At 67.4% G+C, this 3,713-nt stretch carries 6 protein-coding genes; all 6 read right to left on the bottom strand.

Annotation, left to right across the window (positions count from 1 at the left end; all coding sequences use genetic code 11):
* Nucleotides 1-82: 82 nt before the first annotated feature.
* Entirely contained in the window at nt 83-715 is a 633-nt protein-coding gene (gene ureG, locus AC6RA4_RS23975) for an urease accessory protein UreG (RefSeq protein ID WP_500164595.1), read from the bottom strand.
* Between the two features lie 12 nt (nt 716-727).
* Complete coding sequence (locus AC6RA4_RS23970; RefSeq protein ID WP_500164597.1) at nt 728-1,363, bottom strand: urease accessory protein UreF; 636 nt, start codon at nt 1,361-1,363, stop codon at nt 728-730.
* On the bottom strand, nt 1,353-1,904 hold the full coding sequence (locus tag AC6RA4_RS23965; protein ID WP_500164593.1) for an urease accessory protein UreE: 552 nt from the start codon (nt 1,902-1,904) through the stop codon (nt 1,353-1,355). Before AC6RA4_RS23965 ends, AC6RA4_RS23970 begins: the two co-directional genes overlap by 11 nt.
* A 139-nt stretch (nt 1,905-2,043) precedes the next feature.
* Nucleotides 2,044-2,262: a DUF1127 domain-containing protein gene (locus AC6RA4_RS23960; RefSeq protein ID WP_500164591.1), complete on the bottom strand. Its 219-nt coding sequence runs from the start codon at nt 2,260-2,262 to the stop codon at nt 2,044-2,046.
* Nucleotides 2,263-2,418: 156 nt separating this feature from the next.
* Complete coding sequence (locus AC6RA4_RS23955; RefSeq protein WP_500164589.1) at nt 2,419-3,003, bottom strand: hypothetical protein; 585 nt, start codon at nt 3,001-3,003, stop codon at nt 2,419-2,421.
* 23 nt (nt 3,004-3,026) lie between these two features.
* Nucleotides 3,027-3,713 (bottom strand): urease subunit alpha (locus tag AC6RA4_RS23950; RefSeq protein WP_500164587.1); only part of this gene is annotated, 687 nt, incomplete at its 5' end.

Genomic DNA, 3,713 nt, shown 5'->3' with positions numbered 1-3,713 from the left:
CAGCCCGGGGGGCGGGCCGGCGATGGCGCGGCGGCCTGCGGCCTTGATTCCGCGCGCTCGCGAGGACCGGCCGTGAGCCGCCCTACTCCGCCGCCTCGACCAGCGGCAGGCCCCCAATCCGCGCCAAGAGCGAGATGATCTCGTCCACGCCCTTGCCGTGGCGCAGCGAGGCGAAGACGAAGGGCCGACCGGCGCGCATCTTCGTGGCGTCGCGCTCCATCACCTCGAGCGAGGCGCCCACATAGGGCGCGAGATCCGTCTTGTTGATCACGAGGATGTCCGACTTAGTGATCGCCGGCCCGCCCTTGCGCGGGATCTCCTCGCCGGCGGCGGTATCGATCACGTAGATCGTCACATCGGCGAGCTCGGGCGAGAAGGTGGCCGACAGGTTGTCGCCGCCGCTCTCGATCAGGATCAGGTCGAGATCCGGGTGCGTCTCGTTCAGTTCGGCAATGGCGGCGAGGTTGATCGAGGCATCCTCGCGGATCGCGGTGTGCGGGCAGCCGCCGGTCTCCACCCCCTTGATGCGGTCGAGCGGCAGCACCTGCTGGCGCATCAGCTCCTCGGCATCCTCGCGGGTGTAGATGTCATTGGTGACCACCGCCATCGACAGCCGGTCACGCAGGGCGCGCGCCAGCGCCGCGGTCAGCGTGGTCTTGCCGGCGCCGACCGGGCCGCCGAGGCCGACGCGCAGGGGTCCGTTGGGGGATGCCATCATCTCTCTCCGTTACGATCTGAAAAGCCGGGAATACAGCATGTCATGGCGCTGGCTGGCGATGTCAACCAGCGGCGCGAAGCCGCCAAGATCGTCAAGCTCCGCGCTCTGGGCGCGCCCAGCCAGCTCGGCGCAGAGCGGCGCCAGCGCCTGCACCACGCGCTGCCCGTCGGTCTGGCCCAGCGGGACCAGCCGCACGCCGGCGCCCGCGAGGTTCGACGCAAAGGCCTGCAGGTAGAGCCTGAGCGCCTCACCCAGGGGCAGGTCCAGCGCCCGCACCGCGAGGCCCGCCGCCACGGGGTAAGGCGCGGCCGGAATCTCCAGCCCCCAGACCTCCGAAACGGTGGCGGCGAAAGCCCGGCCCTGCTGCTCGGTCTCGAGCCGGCGCTCGGCCGAGGGCGAGAGCGCGAGGCCCAGCTCCGACAGCGTCGCAGGATCCTCGCCCTGCGCCGCCTGCGCCAGCAGCACCGCGTCGGACCAGCCCGCACCATGGCGCAACACCGCCTCGAGCCAGCCCTGCAAGGCGGAGGCATCGCCCACCTGCCCCGCCTGCACCGCCGTCTCCAGCCCGTGCGAATAGGCGAAGGCGCCCACCGGGAAGGCCGGCGAAAACAGCTGGTGCAGGGTCAGCGCGGCGTCAGTGCTCATGGTCGTGGTGATGGTGGTGCCCGTGATCGTGGCTGTGGCTGTGGCCGTGATCATGCGAATGCGTATGCCCCTCGGGCCCGTGGCTGTGCGAGTGGTCGTGGCCATGGGTGCGACCATGGCCATAGGCACCGCCCTCGGGGGTGAAGGGCTCGTCGACCTCCGTCACCGTCGCGCCGATGCGCTGCAGCATGTCGCGGATCACGTGATCGCGCTGGATCAGCAGCCGCGCGGGCTCGATCTGGCAGGGCGTGTGGCGGTTGCCGATATGCCAGGCGATGCGCGGCAGGTCGTCGCCGTTCACCGAAAGCAACGGCTCGGAGGCGGCCTGCACCTCGATCAGCCGCCCGTCGGTGAGCTTGAAGGCATCGCCGTGATCGAGGCTCTCGGTATGGGCCAGATCGACGAGAAAGCCCGCGCCCGAGCCCGCGGTCAGCACCTTGCGGCGCAGAAAGCGGTCCTCATAGGACAGGGTGACGATGTCCGAGGCGGTCTCCCAGTGGCCCTTGCGGGCGATCTCGTGAGCGGTGGGCAACTGGGTCATGTCAGGTCCTTGGTCTTGGTCTTAAAGGCGGCGCGGCGGGGCCGCGAAACGAAGAAGGCCACGGCCCGGACGATCCCGGGCGCGTGGCCTTGTTGCATGTCTCCGGCGCGCGCGTCAAAGCGCGCAGCGCAGGCAGAGATCAGAGGTAGTACACGTCGTGAAACACGTGGCGCACAATGTCTTCGCGGCGCAGGCCACGCTCGGCCAGCTCGGCGTCGGACAGGCGCTGCAGCGTCTCGATGCGGCGCAGGCGCGGGTTCGCTTCGCCCATTGCAACGATCACGTTGCCGATCGAGGCCAGAAGACGGGTAAAGAACGGTGCGGCGTCGTGGCGCTCGCTTGCGGTCATGAATGCCATTTGTAGGAACCTTCCTATTGGTGTTCAGGTCCCCTCCCTTGCAAACAAGGTAAGCGATGCTGTCCGAACTCTCAAATGCTGCATCTGCATTGTCGGGTTTCTGCAGGTGCATAGGTCGCAGATGGTTCAATATTAAACTTTCCACTGATTTCCCGCCTATCGCACCGCTTCGACGCTGGTATATATGTAACGATCTTCGCCATGCGCATGGCTGGACTGCACCAGGTAGGACACTCCGAGCTCGGGAAGCCAGTTCACGTAGTCCGTCACCTCATAGGGATCGGGGCTGTAGGTCTGGATCACCGGAATCATCTCGAAGGTGCAGTTGCCGAGCCCGATCTCGGTCGCAGGTCCAAAGGCATAGCTCTGACGCTCGGGCTCGGAGAGACCGCCCTCCTCTACGGTGACATCGACCGACCAGTCGCTCTCGGGCGTCGGGCGCGGCATCTCGGACGCCGCCATCGGATAGGAAAACCGCACCTGCGTCTCGGGCAACAGCTCGCCCTCGGCCAGCGCCACGTTGTCGAGCACGTAAAGCCCCTGCCCCAGCAGGATTCGGCTCTCTTCGCTGCCGCTGGTATAGGTCGAGAGCACCACGTCCTCGCTCACCCGGCGAAACAGCTCGGTGTCGCCGTCGAGGGTGCGAAACAGGATCCCGGTGTCGAGATCACGGGCCGTCGGGCAGACCGCCGGCACCGCGGTGGGCAGCGCCAGCGCGAGGAGGGGGAGACAGAGCTTCATGACGAGCCCCCTACCCCGTTGCCTCAGTAGAGGAAATAGCGCTGCGCCATCGGCAGCTCGGTGGCCGGCTCGCAGGTCAGCAACTCGCCATTGGCGCGCACCTCGTAGGTCTCGGGATTGACCTCGACCTCCGGCGTCTCGGCGTTGTGGATCAGGTCCTTCTTGCCGATGCCGCGGGTGTTCTTCACCGCCACGGTCTGCTTGGCAAGGCCCAGCGAGGCGCCGATGCCCTCGGCCTGCGCCGCCTCGGAGACGAAGATCACCGCCGAGTTCTCGACCGAGCGGCCATAGGCGCCCCACATCGGGCGCGAATAGACCGGCTGCGGCGTCGGGATCGAGGCGTTGGGATCGCCCATCTGGGCGCAGACGATGGTGCCGCCCATCAGGACCATCTCGGGCTTCACCCCGAAGAAGGCCGGCGACCACAGCACCAGGTCGGCGCGCTTGCCGACCTCGATCGAGCCGATCTCCTGCGAGACGCCATGCGCGATGGCCGGGTTGATGGTGTATTTGGCGATGTAGCGGCGGACGCGGAAATTGTCATTGTAGCCGGTCTCGTCCGAGAGGCGGCCGCGCTGCTTCTTCATCTTGTCGGCGGTCTGCCAGGTGCGGATGATGACCTCACCCACCCGGCCCATGGCCTGGCTGTCCGAGGCGATGATCGAGAAGGCGCCCATGTCGTGCAGGATGTCCTCGGCGGCGATGGTCTC

The sequence above is a fragment of the Salipiger sp. genome (assembly GCF_059781815.1).
The sequence above is the reverse complement of the archived record's forward strand: the minus strand, read 5'-3'. Positions and strand labels throughout refer to the sequence as shown.

Bases quoted from the DNA above. Each gene is read 5' to 3' on its own strand.
- ureG (WP_500164595.1), bottom strand. From the start codon at position 715: ATGGCATCCCCCAACGGACCCCTGCGCGTCGGCCTCGGCGGCCCGGTC.
- AC6RA4_RS23970 (WP_500164597.1), bottom strand. From the start codon at position 1,363: ATGAGCACTGACGCCGCGCTGACCCTGCACCAGCTGTTTTCGCCGGCC.
- AC6RA4_RS23965 (WP_500164593.1), bottom strand. From the start codon at position 1,904: ATGACCCAGTTGCCCACCGCTCACGAGATCGCCCGCAAGGGCCACTGG.
- AC6RA4_RS23960 (WP_500164591.1), bottom strand. From the start codon at position 2,262: ATGGCATTCATGACCGCAAGCGAGCGCCACGACGCCGCACCGTTCTTT.
- AC6RA4_RS23955 (WP_500164589.1), bottom strand. From the start codon at position 3,003: ATGAAGCTCTGTCTCCCCCTCCTCGCGCTGGCGCTGCCCACCGCGGTG.